The following is a 21,591-nucleotide window of genomic DNA, read 5'->3' on the forward strand; positions in this document are numbered from 1 at the left end:
CATCGCTGGGGCAAGGTGTTGAGCCACTGGGCTATGCCGGCCCGGGTGTTGGCGATCCTGTCGCCGGCCTTGCGGTCGGCCACTGCCGGTACGAATTCCTTGGAGTCCACGTCCACGCCAATATCGAGAGAATCTGACATTTGTACGGCTCCCAGCTATCTTTAAGGGGCTGGGGTGGTACCGCACCGACGTTAGCTTGCCTACATCGACGATCCCCTTTGGGGGCCGTACGATCCTTTATCGACGTTCGTGTGCGGGATGGGGATCGCTCGACTCGTCTGTCGGCTAGTATCCGCAGATGCATGCTTGACGGTCCCTCCACCCTGGCTCCTACATACCTCGTAGGAGCCGGGAGGAACATACAAGCAAGCTCGACTCTACCCCCGTCCTGCGCGCACCATGGGGGCCTGTCCGAAACGATGGGCCGTCATGCAGAGTTCCGCTGTATCTTCCCGCGTCGAGGCGTTCTGCCGGCGCTTTGGCGTATCCGTTCCGATCCTGCTGGCCCCGATGGCCGGCGCCTGCCCGGTGCCGTTGTCGGCTGCGCTGGCCAATGCCGGCAGCATGGGGGCGATGGGCGCAGTGCTGTCGTCATCGGCCGATATCGGCCACTGGATGGATGACTTCCGCGCTGCCTCGACGGGCCCCGCACAGGTGAACCTGTGGGTGCCGGACCCGGCACCGACCCGTGATGTCGCCGCTGAAGCCGCCAGCCGCGCCTTCCTCGCGCAGTGGGGTCCGGACGTGCCGGCCAGCGCCGCCGATGCCACGCCCGCCGACTTCGAAGAACAGTTCGCCGCACTGCTGGCGGCGCGCCCGGCGGTGGCCTCGACCATCATGGGCGTGCTGCTGCCGCGCCACGTACAGCAGTTGAAGGATGCCGGCATTGCCTGGATCGCCTGTGCGACCACCTTGTCCGAAGCGCGTGCGGCACAGGACGCCGGTGCCGACGCGGTGGTGGCACAGGGCGTGGAAGCCGGTGGCCATCGCGGCGCGTTCGATCCGGCGATGGCCGAGCGTCAGTTGGTCGGCCTGTTTGCGTTGTTGCCGCGCCTGGCCGATCACCTGCAGATTCCGGTGATCGCCGCCGGTGGCATCGCCGATGGCCGTGGCATTGCTGCCGCACTCACCCTGGGGGCCAGTGCCGTGCAGATCGGCACTGCCTTCCTGCGCACGCCCGAAGCGGCGATCGCTTCAGCGTGGGCAGATGGATTGGCGGCCAGCGAACCCGAAGATACCTGGCCGACCCGCGCCTTCAGCGGCCGCCTGGGCCGTGGCCTGGCGACCCCCTATGTGCGCGCCGCCGCTGCGGAAGGCGCACCGGCGCCACGCCCGTACCCGGTGCAGCGCGGCCTGACCGCGCCGATGCGCAGGCAGGCCGTGCAGGAAAATCGTCTGGCGGCGATGCAGGCCTGGGCCGGGCAGTCGGCGTGGATGGCCCCGGCACAGCCGGCCGCCGACGTGTTGCGCGGCATGTGGGAACAGGCGCAGGCGCTGCTGCGATGACCGTGACCTGCAACGGCCAACCGGTGCAGGTGGAGGATCTGCTGCCTGCGCTGGTCAACTATGGCCACTTCACCTCGCTGCAGGTGCGCGGTCACGCCGTGCAGGGACTGGACCTGCATCTGGCGCGGCTGTCGCAGGCCACGCGCGAACTGTTCGGCAGCGAACTGGACGCGGCGCAGGTGCGGGGCTGGATGGCGCAGGCGCTGCAGCAGGCCGGCCTGGCCGATGCCTCGCTGCGGGTGATGGTGTACTCGCGCCGCTTCGATTTCCGCAATCCGCTGGCGGCCGTACCGGTGGACGTGCTGGTGGCGGTGTCCGCGCCGGTGGCGCTGACCGCACCGAAGCGGGTGCGCAGCGTGATGTGGCAGCGCGAGCTGCCGCAGATCAAGCACGTCGGCACCTTCGGCCTGTTTGCCGAGCGCCGTGCGGCGATGGCGGAAGGGTTCGACGATGTGCTGTTCGTGACCGCCGATGGCGAGATGAGTGAAGGCAGCACCTGGAACCTGGCCGTGCACGATGGTGAGCGCCTGCTCTGGCCACAGGCGCCGGCCCTGCGCGGTACTGCCGAGACGTTGTTGAAGCAGCATTGGCCGGGGGCACAGCTGACGCGGCCGTTGGCATTGGCTGAACTGGATAGCGTGAAGGCCGCTTTTGCCTGCAACGCCAGCGGCCTATGGGCGCTGGACGCCATCGACGGGCATGTCCTGCCGGGTTCGCAGGCACTGGCTGAACAGGGCAGGGCAGTGCTGGCGGGCGTGCCGTGGCAACCGCTTTCCTGAACGAGGCGCGCGGGCTGCCGGTCCTTCGGCATGACGCGGCGCTACCTTGAAGCGTTGTAGCGGGTAGCGCCGGGCCATGCCCGGCTGATGCTTCCGCAGCGAACAACACTCAGGAGTTCCAATCAGATATGGGCACGGTCACCGAGCAGCATCGCGCGGTAGCGATGCACGCAATCAAGATCATGGGCGGTGAGGGGCGGCCCATGGTCCAGGCCTTTCACGATGATCATCGCCAGCGTTCGGTCGATATCCTCACGACGTTCAGCTCTCCGGAAACAGGGCTGAAGTCCATCTCCTCCATCGGCCTGTCGGATTTTGTTTTACGTCATGCGGAGGGTCACGAACTGGAAACCCGCGTCGAGCTGTGCACGTGTGCAGAACAGGACGCGCTGCATTTGGACAACGTCGTCGCCTCGACGGCTTTCGCGATTATGCGTGATCGTACGGCGGTGCGGCCTGGTAGCGTGATTCCGGACATCCTGCAGGACTACTTCCCATCGACCCGGATGCCGCACGTCTATCTGGTGCCGCCCTTCTTCTGGAATGACGCCAGGTTCCCGGGACTGCAGTTCCCGCCGGTGGCAATCAACTGGCTGCAGTGCATCGCCATCCACGAATCCGAGCGACAACTTGTCGAGCGGATTGGCAGCGAAGCATTTGATGACCTGCTGCAGCAGCAGGAGATGGACGTGCTGGACATGCATCGGGAGCCTGTCACTGGAGCACTCTGACGTTATTGCCTTGGGGACGTCGGCGTGGCCAGCCGGAGATTCATCACGTTGCTGAACGAAGGCCGCCGGGCATGGCCCGGCGCTACCGTGAAGGTAGGCCACCCTTGGGGTTGGCTCGGCCGGGCTCTGCCGCTATAATCGCCCGCTTACCTCGCCATCCTGGCGACTGGGCAATAGGAAAAACACCATGGTCAAGATTCGACTGACCCGCGGCGGCGCCAAGAAGCGTCCGTTCTACCACATCATCGTCACCGACGTGCGCAGCGCGCGCGACGGCCGCAACATCGAGCGCGTTGGCTTCTACAACCCGGTCGCCCAGGGCGCCGAGAAGCGCATCGAGCTGGACCTGGCCCGCGTTGACCATTGGGTCAAGAACGGCGCCCAGCCGACCGACAAGGTCCGCAACCTGATCAAGGAAGCGACCAAGTCCCAGGCCGCTGCGGCCTGATCCTGACGGGCCACGCTTCGGCGTGGCCCTCTTGGTTGAAGCAGATGAAAGATATCGAGCGCCGCATCCTGCTGGGCAGGGTTGTCGGCGCTTTTGGTGTGCGCGGCGAGATCAAGCTCGAGTCCTGGACCGAGCCACGTTCCGCCATTTTCCGTTACCAGCCGTGGATCGTGCGCAGCCCGTCCGGCGTGGAAACCACGATTGAAGGTGTGCGTGGCCGCGACAGCGGCAAGCACCTGGTCGCCCGTTTCCCCGGCGTCGAGGACCGCGATACCGTCGAAGCGATGCACGGCACCGAGATCTACGTGGCGCGCAGTGCGTTGCCGCCGCCGAAGCCCGATGAGTACTACTGGGTGGACCTGGAAGGCCTGGACGTGAAGACCACCGAGGGCGTCGCCCTGGGCCAGGTCTCGCACCTGTTCAGCACCGGCGCCAACGACGTGGTGGTGGTCCGTGGTGACCGCGAACGGATGATTCCGTTCGTGCAGCCGGACTTCGTCAAGTCGGTCGACTTCGAGGCCAACCTGGTCGTGGTCGACTGGGATCCCGAGTTCTGAGTGTGAGCATGCGTTTCGACGTCATCACCCTGTTCCCCGAGTTCCTCGCCCAGTCCGCTGGACTGGGCGTGGTCGGGCGCGCGCAGGAGAAGGGCCTGTTCAGCCTGCATGGCTGGAATCCCCGTGATTACGCCGAAGGCAACTACCGCCGGGTGGACGACCGTCCGTTCGGTGGTGGCCCGGGCATGGTGATGCTGATCGAGCCGCTGCAGGCCTGCCTGCAGGCGATCCGTGATGCTGATCCGACCCCGGCGCGGGTGATCTACCTCAGCCCGCAGGGGGCGCCGTTGACCCAGGCCAAGGTGCGGGAACTGGCGGCGCTGCCGCGCATGGTCCTGCTCTGTGGTCGCTACGAAGGCATCGACGAGCGTTTCCTGGAGGCCAATGTCGACGAGGAGATTTCCCTCGGCGACTACGTGCTGTCCGGTGGCGAGCTGGGCGCGGCGGTGATCATCGACGCCGTGGCCCGCCTGCAGGACGGTGCCCTGAACGACGCGGAATCGGCGGCGCAGGACAGCTTCGAGGGTGACCTCGGCCTGCTCGACTGCCCGCATTACAGCCAGCCGGCCCAGCACCCGCTGGGTGACGTGCCGGACGTGCTGCGCTCGGGCAACCACGCGGCCATCGCGGCCTGGCGCCGCCAGCAGTCGCTGGTCCGTACCGCCCAGCGGCGCCCGGACCTGCTGGATGAACAGGCGCTGGGCAAGGCCGACCGCAAGCTGCTGGAGCAAGGCCGTCAGGCCCAGAAACACAAGGCCAGCCCCTAGCGCAGGGCTGGCGTTATCGGCTATCATGGCCAATTCCCGTCGGCCCCGGCCGGCGCGCGCAGTACCCAAAACAAACGTGCAGCACAGTCCGGTGACTGCATGAGCCTACGTTGTCGATACGACACGCCCACCCGAACAAGAATCGGTGTAACCCATGAGCAAGCTGAACAAGTCCATCGTCGCGGAATTCGAATCCGCCCAGATCACCCGTGAACTGCCGAAGTTCAGCCAGGGCGACACCGTTGTCGTCAACGTGAAGGTGAAGGAAGGCAGCCGCGAGCGCGTGCAGGCCTACGAAGGCGTTGTCATCGCCACCAAGAACGCCGGCCTGAACTCCTCGTTCACCGTCCGCAAGATCTCGCACGGCTACGGCGTCGAGCGCGTTTTCCAGACCCACAGCGCCATCATCGACTCGGTCGAAGTGAAGCGTCGTGGTAAGGTCCGCGCCGGCAAGCTGTACTACCTGCGTGGCCTGGAAGGCAAGGCTGCCCGCATCAAGGAAGACCTGGCTGCCGCTGCTGCCGCCAAGGCTGCCCGTCTGGCCGAAAAGGCCTGATAAACAACTTCGGTTGTTGCCGCGACGGCCACCTTCGGGTGGCCGTTTGCGTTTCCGGCATCGCATCGGCCACGATCAGGGGATGAACGACATCAATCCGCGCTATCCCGCCGTGATCCAGTCGGCGCTGCGCTTCCTCGACGGCAAGGGGCTGGCGCGCGTGCAGTCGGCACCGCTGCTGCATCGCCTTCTGTGGCGCATGGGCATCGCACTGCCACCGCCGATCCTGGCCGGCTTCGGCACCAATGCGCTGGTGCAGGGCCTGCTGTTCGGGCTGTTCTGGACCGCGCTGATGTGGCTGATGCTGTGGCAGGGCAGTGAGCGCCCGCTGGCCCTGCTGCTGGCGGCCGGCCTGGTGGCCGGTGCGCTGTTCGGCATTGTGATGGCGGCGCTGATGCGTTCGCTGCGCCGCCACCGCAAGCTGCCGGACTGGCAGCAGTTCCGGGCGCGGCAAGCGGACTGAGCCGATGGCGCACTGCGCCGTGACCGTTGGGGACAGGCCGCGCTAGGCTGCGGTTTCATCCCGATGGACGTGCTGTGCGATGCCTGCCAAGCGAACCGCACCTTCCACCGCGCCCGCGCTGTTGTCAGGCGGCAACCCGCAGATCGCCAAGGGCGAAGGCGATGCGCCGGTGCAGGCCTATATCGCGGCGATGCCGGACTGGAAGCGGCCAATCGGAGCACAGCTGGACGCGCTGATCGAACAGGCTGTACCCGGTGTGCACAAGGCAGTGAAGTGGAATTCGCCGATGTATGCGGTTGCGCCGGGCGAAGGCTGGTTTCTCAGCTTCCACTGCTTCACCCGCTACATCAAGGTGGCGTTCTTCCGCGGCGCTGCGCTGGAGCCGGTGCCGCCGGAGCCGTCGAAGAGTGCTGATACGCGCTACCTGCACATCCAGCAGGAGGGTGCGTTGGATGAGGCGCAGTTCCTCGACTGGGTGCGCCAGGCCGCGGCATTGCCCGGCGAGCGCATGTAAGTGCATCGTTCCGATCTCCCTGCCGACGAGAACCGCTGATGGCCACGCATGCACCGAACCCTGCCGATGCCGGAACCCCGGCCGCTGAACTGATCGATGCACGCATCGCCGAGCTGGGCGACTGGCGTGGCGAGGCGCTGGCACGCGTGCGTGCCTTGATCCATGAGGCGCTGCCGGACGTGCAGGAAACCTGGAAGTGGCGCGGCACGCCGGTGTGGGAGCACAACGGCATCCTGTGCACCGGCGAAACCTACAAACAGGCGGTGAAGCTGACCTTTGCCAACGGTGCGGCGTTGGCGGACCCGAAGGGCCTGTTCAACGCCAGCCTGGACGGCAACACGCGACGTGCGATCGACATCCATGAAGACGCGATGCCGGATGCCGCCGCGTTGAAGGCACTGCTGCGCGCGGCGGCCACGTTCAACGCTGCCAAAAAGAAGAAGCGGTAGAGCCGGCCGCTGGCCGGCTGTTGCGCGATGTTTCCGGAGAGGTTTGAAGGTGCCGGCCAGCGGCCGGCACTACCGCAGTGGCGCGGCATCCGGGTCGGCCACCGGCGACGGCGGGCAGGCCGGAATCTCCGACGGCGTGGCCAGTTCTTCGGCGTGCGAGGGCTTGCCCATCATCTTCGCCTTGCGCCAGCCGCCCCAGCGGTAATAGGCCAGCGACAGCAGCATCGACACCAGCGAGCTGACCGGGAAGCTCCACCAGATCGCGTCGGCGCCCCAGTACGGCTGCAGCAGTTCGGCGAACGGCACGCGTACGCCCCACAGCGAACCGGCCAGGATCAGCAGCGGCGGAATCACTGCGCCGGTGGAGCGAACCACGCCGGAGATCACGAAGCTGACGCCGAAGAACAGGAACGAGCCGATCACCACGTGGTTGAGGTGGCGGGCGATGTCCAGCGCCTGGCTGGCCGGCGGCAGGAACAGTGCCAGCAGCTGGCGATCGAACACCACCAGCGGCAGGATCAGCGCGCCGGTCAACAGGAAGTTGAACAGCACGCCCTGGCGCGCGGTGCCGCGCACGCGATCCCAGCGCTGCGCACCGACGTTCTGTGCCGCCATCGAAGAACACGCCGCACCGATCGCCATCGCCGGCATCTGCAGGTAGTTCCACAGCTGCAGGGCAGCGCCGTAACCGGCGCCGGTGTCGGTGCCGTACTGGTTGACCATGGTCATCAGCAGGATCACCGACAGCGAGATCAGCACCATCTGCAGGCCCATCGGCACGCCCTTGATGACCAGCGCCTTGAGGATGGTCAGGTCGAGCTTGAACAGGCGCATGTCGGCGCGGCCCAGCCACAGGGTGTGGCGCTTGTGCCGCATGTACAGCAGCAGGCCGGCCAGCGACAGCGTCTGCGCGACCAGCGTGGCCCAGGCCGAACCGGCAATGCCCAGCGCCGGGAACGGCCCCATGCCGAAGATCAGCACCGGGTTCAGCACGATGTCCAGCGCCACCGACACCATCAGGAAACGGAACGGCGTGCGTGAATCACCGGCACCGCGCAGCGCGGCGGTGAGGAAGGCGAACGCGTACAGCGTCGGCATCGCCAGGAAGATGATCTGCAGGTAGGCCTCGGCCAGCGGCAGCGAGGCGGCCGGCGTGCCCATCGCCGCCAGCAGCGGATGGGCCATGAACCAGCCGGCGATGGCGATGATCACCGACAGGCCGATGAAGAAGGTGGCGCTGGTACCGACCACGCGCCGTGCCTGCGCGATGTCGCGCGCACCGATCGCCTGGCCGATCAGGATGGTCGAGGCCATGCCGAAGCCGAACACCGAGCCGATCAGGAAGAACATGATGTTGTTGGCGTTCGCGGTGGCGGTCAATGCCGCCTCGCCGAGGAAGCGCCCCACCCAGACCGCATTCACCGAACCGTTCAGCGACTGCGCGATGTTGCCCGCCAGGATCGGCAGGGAGAACAGCAGAAGGTTGCGGCCGATCGGGCCGGAGGTCAGGTCAAGCGGCGCTTTGGCCATGGAGTGGTGATCGATTCCCGGGAGGCGCACACTAGCACCAAGCCGGTTTGCAGGATGTGGCAATGCATCAACGACTGCAGGTGAAATGGAGCCTGGCGATGGCCTTGATCGGCACCGCACTGGCCGCATGTTCGACAGGTGACCGGCTGGGCGATACCCAGGTGCGGCCGACCGACCGACCCGAGTGCCTGGTCGGCAGCCAGCGCCAGGACCTGTCCGCTGGTGTACCCACGTTGATTGGGGGCAGCGGCTGCCGCACCGACCCCGACCATCCGCGTCCTCTGAACAAGCCACCGGAGTAGTCCGCACCGATGCCTGAGCTTTCCCCGTTGTCGCCCAGTGTCCGCCTGGACATCTGGTTGTGGGCGGCCCGTTTCTTCAAGACCCGCAGCCTGGCCAAGCAGGCCATCGAGACCGGCAAGGTCAGCGTGGCCGGGCAGCGCCCGAAGTCCTCGCGCGCGGTGCGCGTGGGTGAGCAGCTGCAGGTCGACCGCGGCGAGGAGCATTTCGAGATCCAGGTGCTGGGCCTGAGCGACCAGCGCGGGCCGGCGCCAACGGCACAGCAGCTGTACGCCGAGAGCGAGGCTTCGAAGGCGCGCCGTGCCGAACAGCGTGCACTGCGCATTGCCGCACGCGATGGTTTCCAGCCGCCGGAACACAAGCCGGACAAGCGCGCGCGGCGTTTGATCCGGGCCTTGGGTGACATCGACGCGCTCTAGCGAAATCCTGATTCCAACGGATTGTTCCTATCGCGGTGCGAAACAAGGCGCCGGTCACGGTGCGTTCGGATTGCGCTGGGCAGGCTGGTTTTTCACCTATCGAAGGCCTGCCCATGCGTCGTCTGCTGTTATGCCTGTCCCTGCTTGCTGCTGCGCCACTGCACGCTGCCGACATCACCTTCTGGGACGTTCCGCAACGCGGTGGCAACAGCATGAACATGTCGCCTCCGGACCGGAAATACTTCGAGGCGCTGCGTGCGACCGGTGCGACCTGGGTGCGGCTGGTGCCGGACAAGTGGAAGGGGCAGGGTGGTCGTGACTTCCTGATCGGCAACGCCGATGACTATCGCGGACTGGTTCCGGCCGACCTGGCCACGCTGCGGCGGGTGCTGGATGACGCCGATGCGGCCGGGCTGAAAGTGGTGCTGACGCCGCTGTCGCTGCCGTTGCTGCGCTGGAAGCAGCACAACGGCGATGTGGTCGACCAGCGCCTGTGGCAGTCCTTCGACAACCATGTGCCGGCCCGTCGCTTCTGGCATGACCTGGCCACGGCGCTGAAGGGTCATCCTGCCTTGGCCGCCTACAACCTCATCAATGAGCCGGTGCCCGAGTACGGTGCAGGCCTGGCCGAGCATGCGTCCACCGAGGCGATGCAGCGATGGTATGCCGGTGTGCAGGACGGCCCACGCGATCTGCGCCGCTTCTACTCGGAGCTGATCGCCAGCATCCGCGAGGTCGACACCGCGATGCCGCTGATGCTGGATGCGGGCTGGTATGCCGCCGCCGACGGTTTCAACTACTGGCCGGCACCGTTGGCGGATTCGAAGCTGCTGTACAGCGTGCACATGTACGAGCCGTACGCGGCAACCAGTGCGCCGAACCAGACGCGTGCCAAACCCTGGCGCTATCCGGCGCAGGTGCCGTTCGGTGCAGGCAGCGAGCGTTGGGATGCGGCGCGTGTACGCCGTTACCTGCAGCAGCCGATGACGTGGGCCGCCTCGCATGGCGTCGGTGCCAACCGCATGGTGGTGGCCGAATTTGGCTGCATGCGGCGGTGGCCGGACTGCAGCCGCTACCTGCGGGATGTGCTGCAGGTGCTGGAGCAGGACAAGGTGCACTGGGCCTTCTACGCCTTCCGCGAGGATGGCTGGGACGGCATGGACTACGAACTGGGCGACAAGCCGCTGCCGTGGTCGTACTGGCAGGCGCAGGAAAAGGGCGGCCATGTCGAGCCGCCGCGTTCGATGCAGGCGCCCCTGTTCGCACCGATCCTGCAGCGTTTGAAGGCGGGCAACCGGTAAGCCGCCGGGCCTGGCCCGGCGCTACCCATGGCGATGCCGGTAGCGCCGGCCCATGTCCGGCCAGGCTTTCCTTCAGCGCTTGCCGCCGAGCAGATTGCCGCCCAGCTTGAGCAGATCGCCCACGCCCAGCTGACCATCACCATCCTGGTCCAGCAGGCTGCCGAGCAGACCACCGGCCAGGCCACCCTGCTGCTGCACCTGCTGCTTTTCCTGGCCGAGGGCCTGGCTGAGCGAGCCGGCATCGGCCTGGCCGCCGCCGAGGCGCTGGGCGAGGAAGGCCATCACGATCGGCGCGAGGATCTGCAGCAGCTGGCTGGTGCGGCCGCTGTCGAGCTGGGTGGCCTGGGCCAGGCCGGTTTCCACCTTCTGCTGGCTGCCGCCGAAGATGTGGCCGAGGATGCCGGCACCGTCGCTGGCGGCACCACCGCCACCACCACCCAGTACCGAGCCGAGCACGCTGCCCAGGTCCAGGCCGCTGTGGTTGTTCTGCAAGGCGCCGAGCAGTGCCTGCGCGCCCTGTGGCTGCGAGGCGTTGTTGCCCAGCGCGCCCATCAGTACCGGCAGCGCGGCACTGATCGCGCCGGAAGCCTGGGTATCGCTGATGCCGAGCTGCTGCGACACCTGCTGCAGCGGGGCGCCCTGCAATTTGGCGAGAAGTTCATCGGTCAGGCTCATCTGCGGAATCCTTGATTGGGGTTGGGCGTGCAGAAGGTACGACGCGGACCGTTAAAACGGCGACGCCGCCTCACTGGGAGGCGGCGTGCCGTTCACGGGGGAGGGCGATCAGAGCTCGATGTCTTCGGCGCCCGGGGTGGCGGTGGGGAAGTCCGCTTCCGGCTGCGCCGGCTTGAACGGATCCGACGGCTGGCTGGCCAGCGCCTTCAGCGCCGCGGCAACACCGGCACCGTAGGCCGGGTCGGCCTTGCTGCAGTTGTCGATGTGGCGCTGCTTGATGAAGTCCGGCGCATCGCCCAGGGCGCGGGCGGTGTTGGCGAACAGGCGGTCCTTCTGTGCCTGGTTGTAGCTGCGGAACAGCGCACCGGGCTGGCTGAAATAGTCGGCGTCGTCCTCGCGGAAATTCCAGAAGTCGGCGTCGCCCCGGATCTTCATCGGCGGCTCGCGGTACTGCGGCTGCTCCTGCCACTGGCCGTAGCTGTTCGGCTCGTAGTGCGGCAGGCCGCCGTAGTTGCCGTCCACGCGCATCGCACCATCGCGGTGGTTGCTGTGCACCGGGCAGCGCGCTGCATTCACCGGAATCTGGTGGTGGTTCACGCCCAGGCGGTAGCGCTGCGCATCGGAATAGGCGAACAGGCGTGCCTGCAGCATCTTGTCCGGCGACGGGCCGATGCCCGGCACCAGGTTGCTCGGTGCGAACGCCGACTGCTCCACGTCCTGGTACCAGTTGACCGGGTTGCGGTTCAGTTCGAACTGGCCCACTTCGATCAGCGGGTAGTCGCTCTTCGGCCACACCTTGGTCAGGTCGAACGGATGCACGCGGTAGGTTTCCGCGTCCAGCTCCGGCATGACCTGGATGAACAGCTTCCACTTCGGGAAGTCGCCCTTCTCGATCGCGGCGAACAGGTCGCGGCCGTGGCTTTCGCGGTCATGGCCGACCAGGATCTGCGCCTGTGCGTCGGTCAGCGATTCGATGCCCTGCTGGCTGACGAAGTGGAACTTCACCCAGAAGCGTTCGCTGTCGGCGTTGGTGAAGCTGTAGGTGTGCGAGCCGAAACCGTGCATGTGGCGGAAGCTGCGCGGAATGCCGCGGTCGCTCATCACCACGGTCACCTGCAGCAGGGCTTCGGGCAGCAGCGTCCAGAAGTCCCAGTTGTTGCGCGCGCTGCGCAGGTTGGTGTGCGGGTCGCGCTTCACGGCCTTGTTGAGGTCGGCGAACTTGCGCGGGTCGCGCAGGAAGAACACCGGGGTGTTGTTGCCGACCAGGTCCCAGTTGCCTTCTTCGGTGTAGAACTTCAGCGCGAAGCCGCGGATGTCACGCTCGGCGTCGGCGGCGCCACGCTCGCCGGCCACCGTGGTGAAGCGGGCGAACATCTCGGTCTGCTTGCCGACCTTCTCGAACAGCTTGGCGCGGGTGTACTTGCTGATGTCGTGGGTGACGGTGAAGGTGCCGAACGCGCCCGAGCCCTTGGCGTGCATGCGGCGCTCGGGAATGATCTCGCGGTTGAGGTTGGCCAGCTTTTCCAGCAGCCACACGTCTTCCATCAGCAGCGGGCCACGCGGGCCGGCGGTCTTGCTGTTCTGGTTGTCCACCACCGGCGCGCCGAAGGCCGTGGTCATCGGCGTGACCGGATCATCGCCATGCTTCTGCTTGGGCGTGGTGCTCAGCTCGCGCTGCTGCTCGGCGCCCTGCTCCGGCGACGGGGCGGTGTGATACGGGCACTTGGCGTTGTTGTTGTCGGACTGGCTCATCGGCTGGCTCCTGGTGGCGGTGAAGACGTGGGAGAAACATCTTCACTCGACTTTAGCTATGGCCAGATGAAATGAATAATCGAATGATCCGTTCAGATTGATAGGTTCTGTCAATTGAAACGAAGAATCGGATTTGCACAGTCTTTCAACAGGCCTCCCGCAAGGCGAGCGGGAGGCCATGGGCGTGCGCTGCGGCTACAGCAGTGCCTTCAACCGGTACAGGGCTTCCAGCGCCTGCTTCGGCGTCAGTTCGTCCGGGTCGATCGCGGCCAGCGCGTCCTGCGCCTTGCTCGACGGTGCTGCGAACAGGCCGAATTGCTGCGGCGCATCCAACGCCTGCGGCGCCAACTCGGCGGCATGGCTTTCACCACCGCGCTGTTCCAGCTCGGCCAGGCGACGCCGTGCCTGTGCCACGGTGGCGCGCGGCAGGCCGGCCAGTGCCGCCACCTGCAGGCCGAAGCTGCGGTTCGCCGGGCCATCCTTTACCGCGTGCATGAACACCAGCGCCTCACCGTGCTCGACGGCATCCAGGTGCACGTTGGCGATGCCGCTGCGGCCGCCCTCGTGCTGCTCGTCGGCCAGCGCAGTCAGCTCGAAGTAGTGGGTGGCGAACAGCGTGTAGCAGCGGTTCTGGTAGGCCAGGTGACGGGCCACCGCGTCGGCCAGCGCCAGGCCATCGTAGGTGGAGGTGCCACGGCCGATCTCGTCCATCAGCACCAGCGAATGGGCGGTGGCGTGATGCAGGATGTAGCTGGTTTCGGCCATCTCGACCATGAAGGTCGACTGCCCGCGGGCAAGGTCGTCACCGGCGCCGATGCGGGTCAGGATGCGGTCGATCGGGCCGATCAGCGCACGGCTGGCCGGCACGAAGCTGCCGATGTGGGCCAGCAGTACGATCAGCGCGTTCTGCCGCATGTAGGTCGATTTACCGCCCATGTTCGGGCCGGTGATGACCAGCATGCGACGGTCCGGATGCAGATCCAGATCATTGGGTTCGAACGGCTGCTCGCGCACCGCCTCGACCACCGGGTGGCGGCCACGCTCGATCTTCAGGCACGGCTCGGCCTGCAGCTCCGGGCGCGCCCAGTCCAGCGCCTGCGCGCGTTCGGCGAAGGCCGCCAGTACGTCCAGTTCGCTCAGCGCGGCGGCGCATTGCTTCAGCGGTTCCAGTTGGCCGCCGAGGGTGTCCAGCAGCTGCTCGTACAGGTACTTCTCGCGCGACAGCGAGCGGTCACGCGCGGACAGCACCTTGTCTTCGAACGCCTTCAGTTCTTCGGTGATGTAGCGCTCGGCATTGGTCAGCGTCTGGCGGCGGGTGTAGTGCACCGGCGCGCGGTCGGACTGGCCCTTGCTGATCTCGATGTAGTAGCCGTGCACGCGGTTGTAGCCCACCTTCAGGGTGGGAATGCCGCTGCTTTCGCGCTCGCGCTGTTCCAGGTCGACCAGGAACTGGTCGGCGTGGGTGGACAGGCGGCGCAGCTCGTCCAGCTCTTCATCGAAGCCATCGGCCAGCACGCCGCCATCGCTCAGCTTCAGCGGCGGCATTTCGGCGATGGCGCTGGCCAGCAGCTGCGCGCACTCGTCGTGTTCGCCCAGCGCCGCATGCAGCGTCTGTAGGCGTGGTGAATCCAGCGGCGCCAGCACCTCGCGCACCGCAGGCAGCAGGCCCAGGCCGTCGCGCAGGGTGGAGAAATCGCGCGGCCGCGCCGAACGCAGCGCGACGCGGGTGAGAATGCGTTCCAGGTCACCGAGGCGGCGGAACTGCTCGCGGATGTCCGCATCGCTGCCGCGATCGATCAGGGTTTCCACCGCATGGTGGCGCTGTACGAGCACCTCGCGCAGGCGCAGCGGGCGGTGCAGCCAGCGCCGCAGCAGGCGGCCGCCCATCGGCGTCACCGTGCTGTCGAGCACACCCAGCAGCGTATTGCGGGTGTCGCCATCAACACGCGTATCCAGTTCCAGATGGCGGCGGGTAGCGGCGTTCATCGCGATCGCCTCGCCGGCGGTTTCCATCGCGATCGAGGTCAGGTGCGGCAGGCGCTGCTTCTGGGTTTCCTCGACATAGCCAAGCAGGGCACCGGCCGCAGCGGTGGCGCGCGGCTTGTCGTCGATGCCGAAGCCGCTCAGGTCATGCAGCTTGAAGAAATTCAGCAGCTGGCGGCGGCCGCTGTCGGCATCGAACAGCCACGGCGCGCGGCGACGCACGCCGGTGCGCTGGCGCAGGAACTCCGGCCAGTTCTCTTCATCGGGCACCAGCAGCTCGGCCGGTTCCAGCCGTGCCAGTTCGGCTTCCAGCGCGTCGTCGGTTTCCACCTCGTTGACCAGGAAGCGGCCGCCGGCCAGGTCGGCCCACGCCAGGCCGTAGCCCTGCTTGCTGCGCGACAGGGCCATCAGCAGGGTGTCGCGGCGTTCATCCAGCAGCGCCTCGTCGGTGACCGTGCCGGGGGTGACGATGCGCACCACCTTGCGCTCGACCAGGCCCTTGGCCAGCGCCGGGTCGCCGATCTGCTCGCAGATCGCCACCGACTCGCCCAGCGCCACCAGCCGTGCCAGGTAGCCTTCATAGGCATGTACCGGCACGCCGGCCATCGGGATCGGTGCGCCGCCGGAGCTGCCGCGCTGGGTCAGGGTGATGTCGAGCAGGCGCGCCGCCTTGCGGGCGTCGTCATAGAACAGTTCGTAGAAGTCACCCATGCGGAAGAACAGCAGCAGGTCCGGGTAATCGGACTTGGCCGCGAAGAACTGCTTCATCAGCGGGGTGTGTTCCTTGGACGCCTTGGCGTTGCTGGTGTTGTCTTTTGTATCAGTCACTTGGGGCGTTTCGCGTCTTGGCAGGGCGTCGGGGCGTGGCCACGCGCAGGCATGGCCGGAGAGGACATTAGTGTAGCGACCTGGGGCGGTCGATGATCCGCGGCACCCGCGCTGGGCCCGGGGGCTGTCCGTGTGCCAACGCCTGCGCCCCTGCGCCGGCACTTTGGTTGATTTCCCCAGGGGCCCACGGTAGTGTCAGCCCCGGCGATTTCCGCCAAGCGGCCTCCATGGAAACCGGGGCGACTTATCCCCCGGGCGGGCGTTGATGGAAAGAACAAGCATGACTGCAGCCTGCATGGCCGCCGAACCTCGTTACACCTGGCGTACCGTCCTGCTGAGCATCCTGGTCGCCATCGTTCCGCTTGCCGGCTCCGCACCCTACACCTTGCTGAAGGCGGTGCTGCTGCTGGCTCTGCTGGTCACCGGCGTGGTTCTGATCCGCCGCCAGCCCGATGTCCGCCTGCGCTACCGCATCGCCCGGTTCATCGTGATCGTCTGCTTCCTGCGCCTGGCCTATGCCTTCTACAGCATCCTCTGGCACGGGCTGCGCTGGAACGAGCTGGATCTGCCGGCGCAGACACTGCTCTACCTGGGTACCGCTGCCGTGTTCGCCACTGCGCTGGACTGGCGCCTGATCTGGAAGATCTTCGCCGTGTCCACCCTAGTCTTCGGCGGGTCGTGCATCGTGCAGCACCACGTGATGGGCCTTGAACGCGCGCACGGTTTCAGTGGCGGCGAATGGACGGCGATCGAGTTCACCATGGTGACGCTGTGCATGGCGTTGTTCTCGGTCATCCGGTTGATCCAGCCCAATGTGCATCCGGCCGAACGCTGGCTGCACGGCGTGGCCATCGCCGTTGGCGTCTACGGTTCGATCCTGGCGCAGAGCCGCGGGCCGATCCTGGCGTTCATTCCCGCCATGCTGATGGTGATTGCGGTGCACGTCCGGCGCACCCGGCGCTGGCGGGGGGCACTGGTCTTCGTCGGTGCCCTGGTCATTGGCGTGGTCGGTGCCACCTCGGTGCTGAACCATGAGGTGATCCAGCGCTTCGGTGAGGTCAGTGGCGAGATCTCCGGTTTCAACCAGGAAAACGAGGTCGGCTCGGTCCGTGAGCGCATCGCCATGTGGGGCGTGGCGGTCGACGCCTTCGCCGAGCATCCCGTGGCGGGGGTGGGCCTGAACCAGTTCGGTACCTATGCACGTGAGGGCATCGCCCGTGGCGAGGTGTCCGAGTCGATCTTCCGCTACAACCACCCGCACAACGAGTACCTGGAAGCGGCGGTGACCGGTGGCGTGCCGTTGCTGCTGATCATGCTGCTGGTCTTCATCCTGCCCGGCATTCATTTCGTGCGACGTCTCGGCCACGCCGACGACATCACCGCGATGATCGCCACCGCCGGACTTGCCGTGGTCATCGTCTATGCGCTGTCGGCGTTCACGGACAACGTGTTCTACCGGGCGATGCCCCATTCGTTCTATTTCTACCTGGTGCTGGGCTTCATGCTGGCGACCGCCTTGCCTGCGCGCGACCTGCGCCGGCCAGGGAGTCCCTCCTGATGGCGCATATCCACCTGCTGGCCGCCGACAACCAGCGTGGCCTGTCCCATGACATCCAGGTGATCGAGCGCTCGTTGCAGCAGCTCGGGCACACGGTGACGGTCAGCCGTCTGGACGCGGTGCGCAATGGGGGGGCCTGGAAGCTCCGCGGGATGCGCCTGCGCAGGCTGCTGGCCTCGTGGCTGAGCCTGGGGCGCACGCCGGCCCGGTTCGACATCAACATCTCGCTGGAGCATGTCCGGCCGGCAAGCTTCGGACTGGCCGAGGTCAATCTGTTGATTCCGAATCCGGAATGGGTGTCCGCACGCAGCCTGCGGATCCTGCCGCGGTTCGATGCGTTGTTGACCAAGACCGAAGACGCTACGCGCATCTTCAACGCACTGGGCATGCGCGCGCTGGAAGTCGGTTTCTGCAGCCGTGACCGCTACGCCCCGGCGGTGCCGCGCAGGCCGCGCACTTTCCTCCATGCGGCCGGTACCAGCCGCATGAAGGGCACGGCAACGCTGGTCGAGGTCTGGAAGCGCCATCCGGAGTGGCCCTTGCTGACCATCCTGCGCGGCGGCCCTTCGGACGAAGATGAGGGCGGGGCCGCGAACCTGCGGATCGTCCGCGAGCGGCTGCCCGACCAGGAGGTGCAGCGCCTGCAGAACGAACATGCGTTCCACCTGTGCCTGTCGCAGACCGAAGGCTGGGGCCATTACCTGGTGGAAGCGATGAGCTGCGGGGCGGTGGTGATCACCTGCGATGGCGCGCCGATGAACCAGATGATCGACGACAGCCGCGGCATCCTGGTTGCCGCGCACGAGGGCGAGCCCTGCCATCTGTCCAGGACCTGGCATGTGGATGAGAAGGCGCTGGAACAGGCCGTCGAGCGTGCGCTGGCGATGGACGAGGCCGAGTGGACCCGGCTGGGCGCCAATGCACGCGCATGGCACCTGGCCAGCGAAGTGGCGTTCCCACGCCGGCTGGGCGAGGCCCTGGCCAAGCTTTGAGCTGATGGGGCTGGTTGCTGCAGAGTGCTCAGCCTGGCACCAGGGTGATCTGCGGATGGCTGCCGAAGATCTCCATGACGATCTCGAAGTAGGTCTGTCCCTGGCCAAGCGACAGTGCCGTCAACTGAGCGTGGATGGCCGGACCGTTGAACCTGCCGCCCTGATCGAGTTTCGACTGCAGCCAGGCACGCGTGGTCTCGCGGCCCAGTGCCTCGCGGCTGTGGGCGATGTCGCGCCACACCACCGTGGCGGTGGCATGACCGGCGAGCGCGCCGTAGCCCCCGTGCAGCAGGTCATCAAGCGCGTCCAGGCTTGCGCCCAGCTGCCAGTCTTCGTCGGCCATGAATACACGATTGATTTCCACGTAGAGGCTGGCGATGTCGTTGATGGACGCGCCTTCGATGTGCAGGATCCGTGTCATCTGCAGACTGTAGCCCTCCGGGGCGACGGTTGTGTCCGGCGCAGATAATCCGGGCCGCCCTGGACGGGGTGGCGTTATTATGGTGTTAATCCTGCGTGATTTTCATCGGGCGCTGGCGTGTCAGCGGTATTCGATAAGGATATGGCGCCATTATTGGCCGCTGCATTTTCTGACTGCCTGCACAGTTCCATATATTTGGATCGGTCCATATATAAAGTCCCGTAAAGTTTCCCTCCGCTGCGCCGCCATCGAACGTACGGCCACGATCAAGGGAATTGAGATGCTTGCCTTACGTAATCTCCGTGTGGGATCCCGGCTTGGCGCCGGCTTCGGTCTGCTGCTGCTGTTCATCATGGCCATCGTCGGCCTGGTGCTGTATGGGAATCAGCTGAAATCCGCCCAGTTCGAGAAAGTGGTGGACGTCAACATGGTGAAGATGCGCCTGTTGAATGACATGCTTGATACCAACAACGCGGTGCTGATGCATCGTCGCCTGATGGTGATCAAGCGGGGTGACGAGTTCGACAAGGATTACCAGCGTGCCCAGGAGTTGTCGCGGACCTATGACGGTATCTGGGCCAAGTACATCAAGATTCCGCGTGACGCTACCGGCGATACCCTGGTCGCGCGCATCGAGGCGGCCCGCAAGGCCACCGATGCATCAACCCAGCAATTGCATGAGCGCATGAAGGCGGGGGATTTCGATGGTGCAGCGAAGGAGCTGCTGGCCGAGCACGGATTGGCAACGGCCTGGAATGAATCCATTTCGGCCCTGCTGCGCCACCAGGAAACACTGACCGAACGCAGCCGCGAAGAGTACCGCGCAACCGAATCGTGGACCGGCACGCTGTCGATCGCGTTCGGGGCACTGAGCCTGTTGCTGGGGACGTTGGCGGCCTGGGCGATCACCCGCAGCCTGACCCGCCCGCTGGAAGGAGCGGTGAAGCTGGCCGACGGCATCGCCAGTGGCCGCCTGGACAGCAGCATCGACGCCACCGGCAACGATGAGGTGACCCAGCTGCTGAAGTCGATGCAGCGCATGCAGGCACAGCTGCAGTCGGTGATGGCGGCACAGGGGGAGCTGGCCCGCCAGCACGATGCCGGCAGCCTCAGCTACCGCATGGACGAGAGCGCGTTCCCCGGTGACTACGGGCGCATGGTGCATGAGACCAATGCGCTGGTTGGATCGCACGTGCAGGTACAGAACCGCTTGATCGAGGTGATGAAGCACTACGCGCGTGGCGATCTGTCGGTGGACATGGACCCGCTGCCCGGCGAGAAGGCGGCGATCACCCAGGCGATGGACGAAACCAAGTCCAGCCTGTCGGCGATCAACAGCGAGATCCGCCGGTTGGCGACAGCGGCTGCGGCAGGCGACTTCAGCCTGCGCGGCGACGAAGATCGCTTCGCCTATGATTTCCGCGACATGGTGGCCGGGCTCAACCGCCTGATGCAGACCACCGACGAGAACCTGGTGCAGGTCTCGACCCTGCTGCAGGCCATCTCGCGCGGCGACCTGACCGTGCGCATGCAGGGTGATTTCCATGGCGTGTTCGCGCGCATGCGTGATGACTGCAATGCCACCGTCGACCAGCTCAAGCAGATCGTCGGCCGCATCCAGTCCAGCGCCTCCAGCATCAATCTGGCCGCAGGTGAAATCGCTTCGGGCAACACCGACCTGTCGCGGCGTACCGAACAGCAGGCGGCGAACCTGGAAGAAACGGCAGCATCGATGGAGGAACTGACCTCCACCGTGAAGCAGAATGCCGAGCATGCACGGCAGGCCAACCAATTGGCCATCGGCGCGCACGGTGTTGCGTCCCAGGGCGGTGAAGTGGTGGGCCAGGTGGTCACCACGATGTCGGCCATCGAGGCATCGTCGAAGAAGATCGCCGAGATCATCAGCGTCATCGACGGCATCGCCTTCCAGACCAATATCCTCGCGCTGAACGCGGCGGTCGAAGCTGCGCGTGCCGGCGAGCAGGGCAGGGGCTTTGCAGTGGTGGCCAGCGAAGTGCGTACGCTGGCGCAGCGCTCGGCGGGTGCGGCCAAGGAGATCAAGGGGCTGATCGAGGATTCGGTCGGCAAGGTCGCCGACGGCTCGGCACTGGTCCGCCAGGCGGGCACCACGATGGGCGAGATCGTGGCCTCGGTGCAGCGCGTGACCGACATCATGGCCGATATCTCTGCTGCCTCCCAGGAGCAGAGCTCGGGCATCGAACAGGTCAACCAGGCGGTGGTGCAGATGGATGAGACCACGCAGCAGAATGCGGCGCTGGTCGAAGAAGCCAGTGCTGCAGCGCGCTCGATGGAGGAGCAGGCCAACCTGCTGGCCGAGGCGGTATCGGTATTCCGCACGGGGGCGGTGACCGCCGCCGCCGCGGTGCGCCCGGCGCTGGCTGCCGTGGCGGCATCGGTTGCGCCGGTACGCCGGCCCGCGGTGCTGTCGCCGCGGATCGAGCCGACGCTGGCCGCCAATGCGGGTGGTTGGGAAGAGTTCTAGAAGAGGGCAAGGCCGGCAGGGAGACGGCGCCCATCGCGACGGTTGGTCGCGATGGGCGCGGATTTTCTTCCTGAACGTGCGATGGCCGATGAAGTGGCGGACACGCGCATTTCACTTCCGGTTGCCAACCGCGGGAGGACACTGGCGCCATACCGGAACTCAGGAGATGGCCATGAAGACCTCGACCCGATTGCTTGTGCTGGGCACCCTGCTGGCAGCTTCGTCGGTGGCCGGCGCGCAGACCTATGGCCCGCGCGATGAGGGACGCAAGTTCAACGACGGCAGCCGCGTGGTCTGCAAGAACGTGGAAGTGCAGCGCAACTCGCGCGATCCGAACCGCATCACGGGTACCGCTACCGGCGCCGTGATCGGTGGCCTGCTCGGCAACCAGGTAGGTGGCGGCAACGGCAAGAAGCTGGCCACCGTGGCAGGCGCCGTTGCAGGTGGTGCGGCCGGTCGCCAGATTCAGGGCAACAGCCAGCAGAAGAACGGCGACCGCGTGGTGGAACGTCGCTGCGAACGCGTCTACCGCTGATCGATCGCAGCCAGACCCCGCTTC

The 21,591-nt window shown here is 66.3% G+C and carries 22 protein-coding genes; 17 read left to right on the plus strand and 5 right to left on the minus strand.

The window, feature by feature from the left end; genetic code table 11:
- The first annotated feature begins 429 nt into the window (after positions 1-429).
- The 10 genes from V3B64_RS15055 to V3B64_RS15100 all read left to right on the plus strand — a co-directional run bounded on the left by V3B64_RS15055 (position 430) and on the right by V3B64_RS15100 (position 6,770).
- Positions 430-1,506, plus strand: a complete 1,077-nt coding sequence (locus V3B64_RS15055) for a nitronate monooxygenase (protein WP_049398965.1) — start codon at positions 430-432, stop codon at positions 1,504-1,506.
- Complete coding sequence (locus V3B64_RS15060; protein ID WP_329914394.1) at positions 1,503-2,285, plus strand: aminotransferase class IV family protein; 783 nt, start codon at positions 1,503-1,505, stop codon at positions 2,283-2,285. Before V3B64_RS15055 ends, V3B64_RS15060 begins: the two co-directional genes overlap by 4 nt.
- A 128-nt stretch (positions 2,286-2,413) precedes the next feature.
- The gene (locus V3B64_RS15065) at positions 2,414-3,016 is read left to right on the plus strand and encodes a suppressor of fused domain protein (protein ID WP_121503897.1); all 603 of its coding nucleotides are present in this window, start codon (positions 2,414-2,416) and stop codon (positions 3,014-3,016) included.
- Between the two features lie 187 nt (positions 3,017-3,203).
- The gene (rpsP, locus tag V3B64_RS15070) at positions 3,204-3,464 is read left to right on the plus strand and encodes a 30S ribosomal protein S16 (protein WP_005415733.1); all 261 of its coding nucleotides are present in this window, start codon (positions 3,204-3,206) and stop codon (positions 3,462-3,464) included.
- A 44-nt stretch (positions 3,465-3,508) separates the two neighbouring features.
- Positions 3,509-4,021 carry a ribosome maturation factor RimM gene (gene rimM, locus V3B64_RS15075; protein WP_010483256.1) on the plus strand — a complete coding sequence of 171 codons (513 nt, stop codon included), beginning with the start codon at positions 3,509-3,511 and terminating at the stop codon, positions 4,019-4,021.
- 8 nt (positions 4,022-4,029) lie between these two features.
- Positions 4,030-4,788: a tRNA (guanosine(37)-N1)-methyltransferase TrmD gene (trmD, locus tag V3B64_RS15080; RefSeq protein ID WP_088025178.1), complete on the plus strand. Its 759-nt coding sequence runs from the start codon at positions 4,030-4,032 to the stop codon at positions 4,786-4,788.
- 154 nt (positions 4,789-4,942) lie between these two features.
- Positions 4,943-5,344, plus strand: a complete 402-nt coding sequence (gene rplS, locus V3B64_RS15085; RefSeq protein WP_005408597.1) for a 50S ribosomal protein L19 — start codon at positions 4,943-4,945, stop codon at positions 5,342-5,344.
- Positions 5,345-5,426: 82 nt separating this feature from the next.
- Positions 5,427-5,807, plus strand: a complete 381-nt coding sequence (locus V3B64_RS15090) for a DUF6404 family protein (RefSeq protein WP_049462347.1) — start codon at positions 5,427-5,429, stop codon at positions 5,805-5,807.
- Between the two features lie 79 nt (positions 5,808-5,886).
- On the plus strand, positions 5,887-6,321 hold the full coding sequence (locus V3B64_RS15095) for a DUF1801 domain-containing protein (RefSeq protein ID WP_329914395.1): 435 nt from the start codon (positions 5,887-5,889) through the stop codon (positions 6,319-6,321).
- 38 nt (positions 6,322-6,359) lie between these two features.
- Positions 6,360-6,770, plus strand: coding sequence for a DUF1801 domain-containing protein (locus tag V3B64_RS15100; protein WP_329914396.1), 411 nt, complete (start codon positions 6,360-6,362; stop codon positions 6,768-6,770).
- 69 nt (positions 6,771-6,839) lie between these two features.
- On the opposite strand, the gene V3B64_RS15105 is transcribed toward V3B64_RS15100, so the two are convergent.
- Positions 6,840-8,300, minus strand: a complete 1,461-nt coding sequence (locus V3B64_RS15105) for an MATE family efflux transporter (protein WP_049399635.1) — start codon at positions 8,298-8,300, stop codon at positions 6,840-6,842.
- Between the two features lie 62 nt (positions 8,301-8,362).
- Here V3B64_RS15105 and V3B64_RS15110 point away from each other — a divergent pair, with 62 nt between their 5' ends.
- From V3B64_RS15110 to V3B64_RS15120, 3 genes are all read left to right on the plus strand, one after another.
- A complete protein-coding gene (locus V3B64_RS15110; protein ID WP_032127550.1) occupies positions 8,363-8,602 on the plus strand; it encodes a hypothetical protein in 240 nt (79 codons plus the stop codon).
- A 9-nt stretch (positions 8,603-8,611) separates the two neighbouring features.
- The gene (locus V3B64_RS15115) at positions 8,612-9,019 is read left to right on the plus strand and encodes an RNA-binding S4 domain-containing protein (RefSeq protein ID WP_004149153.1); all 408 of its coding nucleotides are present in this window, start codon (positions 8,612-8,614) and stop codon (positions 9,017-9,019) included.
- A gap of 113 nt (positions 9,020-9,132) precedes the next feature.
- A complete protein-coding gene (locus V3B64_RS15120; protein WP_329914397.1) occupies positions 9,133-10,320 on the plus strand; it encodes a cellulase family glycosylhydrolase in 1,188 nt (395 codons plus the stop codon).
- A gap of 72 nt (positions 10,321-10,392) precedes the next feature.
- Here the strand turns inward: V3B64_RS15120 and V3B64_RS15125 are convergent, their stop codons facing one another.
- The 3 genes from V3B64_RS15125 to mutS all read right to left on the minus strand — a co-directional run bounded on the left by V3B64_RS15125 (position 10,393) and on the right by mutS (position 15,498).
- The gene (locus tag V3B64_RS15125) at positions 10,393-10,995 is read right to left on the minus strand and encodes a DUF937 domain-containing protein (protein ID WP_049424483.1); all 603 of its coding nucleotides are present in this window, start codon (positions 10,993-10,995) and stop codon (positions 10,393-10,395) included.
- 108 nt (positions 10,996-11,103) lie between these two features.
- Positions 11,104-12,615 (minus strand): catalase, encoded by a 1,512-nt coding sequence (locus V3B64_RS15130; RefSeq protein ID WP_182474429.1) that lies wholly within the window; start codon positions 12,613-12,615, stop codon positions 11,104-11,106.
- Positions 12,616-12,942: 327 nt separating this feature from the next.
- A complete protein-coding gene (gene mutS / locus V3B64_RS15135; protein WP_049399630.1) occupies positions 12,943-15,498 on the minus strand; it encodes a DNA mismatch repair protein MutS in 2,556 nt (851 codons plus the stop codon).
- A 340-nt stretch (positions 15,499-15,838) separates the two neighbouring features.
- On the opposite strand from mutS, the gene V3B64_RS15140 reads away from it, so the two are divergent.
- Positions 15,839-17,116 carry an O-antigen ligase family protein gene (locus V3B64_RS15140; RefSeq protein WP_121503892.1) on the plus strand — a complete coding sequence of 426 codons (1,278 nt, stop codon included), beginning with the start codon at positions 15,839-15,841 and terminating at the stop codon, positions 17,114-17,116.
- Positions 17,116-18,108, plus strand: coding sequence for a glycosyltransferase (locus V3B64_RS15145; protein WP_182267461.1), 993 nt, complete (start codon positions 17,116-17,118; stop codon positions 18,106-18,108). The genes V3B64_RS15140 and V3B64_RS15145 overlap by 1 nt, the downstream gene beginning before the upstream one ends.
- A 28-nt stretch (positions 18,109-18,136) precedes the next feature.
- Here the strand turns inward: V3B64_RS15145 and V3B64_RS15150 are convergent, their stop codons facing one another.
- A complete protein-coding gene (locus V3B64_RS15150) occupies positions 18,137-18,529 on the minus strand; it encodes a barstar family protein (RefSeq protein WP_049462356.1) in 393 nt (130 codons plus the stop codon).
- A gap of 280 nt (positions 18,530-18,809) precedes the next feature.
- Between V3B64_RS15150 and V3B64_RS15155 the strand changes: the two genes are divergently transcribed.
- Together V3B64_RS15155 and V3B64_RS15160 are read left to right on the plus strand one after the other, a co-directional pair.
- A complete protein-coding gene (locus V3B64_RS15155; RefSeq protein ID WP_121503890.1) occupies positions 18,810-21,032 on the plus strand; it encodes a methyl-accepting chemotaxis protein in 2,223 nt (740 codons plus the stop codon).
- Between the two features lie 166 nt (positions 21,033-21,198).
- Positions 21,199-21,567: a glycine zipper 2TM domain-containing protein gene (locus V3B64_RS15160; RefSeq protein ID WP_032127541.1), complete on the plus strand. Its 369-nt coding sequence runs from the start codon at positions 21,199-21,201 to the stop codon at positions 21,565-21,567.
- Positions 21,568-21,591 lie beyond the last annotated feature (24 nt).

Source organism: Stenotrophomonas sp. SMYL86, assembly GCF_036320025.1.
Classification (GTDB): domain Bacteria; phylum Pseudomonadota; class Gammaproteobacteria; order Xanthomonadales; family Xanthomonadaceae; genus Stenotrophomonas; species Stenotrophomonas maltophilia_A.